1 protein-coding gene is annotated in these 1,255 nt (G+C 67.2%); it reads right to left on the bottom strand.

Annotated elements, in window-relative coordinates; genetic code table 11:
* Window positions 1-269 precede the first annotated feature (269 nt).
* On the bottom strand, window positions 270-1,169 hold the full coding sequence (gene nudC / locus JK361_RS40550) for an NAD(+) diphosphatase (RefSeq protein WP_201828236.1): 900 nt from the start codon (window positions 1,167-1,169) through the stop codon (window positions 270-272).
* Window positions 1,170-1,255: the final 86 nt, after the last annotated feature.

The raw sequence follows: 1,255 nt of genomic DNA, 5'->3' as shown, positions 1-1,255 counted from the left end.
GAGCATCGTCATCGACCAGTAGACCACCGCCTCGTCACCTGGGTCCCACGCCGCGATACTCGGCCCAGTCCCGCGAGGCGGCACACCAGCCAGCCTTTCATCACCACTCGGATACCCGTTCGAGTGAGGCAAGGAGCCGAAGCGACTGGTCCAACTGGGCTTGGTATGCGGCCGGGTGGGCGTCGGCCAGCCGACGGACCCAGGCGGTGGCCGAGTTGAAGCAGAAGATAAACGAGGCAGCGTAAAATCTGTCTTCGCACCGCATCGGTTCAGTCTGTGTCGGCCAGCCACTGGTCGATGAGCGCCTTGCCAATCGAATCGACCCGGTACGGGCCGCCGAGCGTAGCGTCCGCCAGCCGCGCGCGCAGTTCCGCGGCCGTGAACCAGCGTGCCTCCACCACTTCCACGTTGTCCACATCGATCGCATCGGAAACGGCCTCGGCGCGAAACCCGATCATCACCCCGGCCGGGAACGGCCACCCCTGGGAACCCTGGTAGGTCACCGCACCCACGGTGACGCCGGCTTCCTCCCGCACCTCGCGGCGCACCGTGTCCTCGAAGCTCTCGCCAATCTCGACGAACCCGGCCAGTGTGCTGAAGCGGTTCGGGCCGGATGCCGCATGGCGGCCGAGCAGGCAGCGCCGGGGCGTGCCCGGAAGCTCGACTAGCACGATCACGGCCGGTTCGATCCGCGGGAACAGCAGCTTCCCACAGTTCTGGCAGGTCCGCAGGTGGCCACCATTGCAGGACCGGGCCGGGCCCCCGCAGGCACCACAAAACCGCTGATTGCGGTTCCAGTGCAGAATTCCCCGCGCGTACGCCAGCAGACCCGCTTCGTCCGGCGTGATGGTGGGAACCATCGCCCGCACGTCCAGCATCCTGTCCGCGCCGGCCAGCTCGACGGCGCTCTCCCGTTCGAGCCCGGACACATCAGCCGCGAACACCGCCCTCTCGCCTTCGAGGCCGAGCAGCACCCGGTCGCCGGCCGCGACGAGGATGTCCCTCGCCTGGGCCAAGGGCAGCCGCAACGGCGTTTCGTTTCGCACCAGGCACTGGTCCTGCCACAGGGGAATGACCTGGGTAGTGGCCCTGGTCAGCAGTGCCTCGATCCAGTCCGAGTCTCCCCGCCGATCAACGACACGGTCGAGCCCCAACCCGCTGTAGTACACCGCTCCTCCTGGATCACAGTGTCCGCCTGTCCTCGACACTAGCGGATACGTCCGCCGACACCCTCCGCAGCCAGAACTTGCCTAAA

The sequence above is a fragment of the Streptomyces musisoli genome, from assembly GCF_016741855.1.
Lineage (GTDB): Bacteria > Actinomycetota > Actinomycetes > Streptomycetales > Streptomycetaceae > Streptomyces > Streptomyces musisoli.
This window is presented reverse-complemented; position numbering and strand designations above follow the sequence as displayed.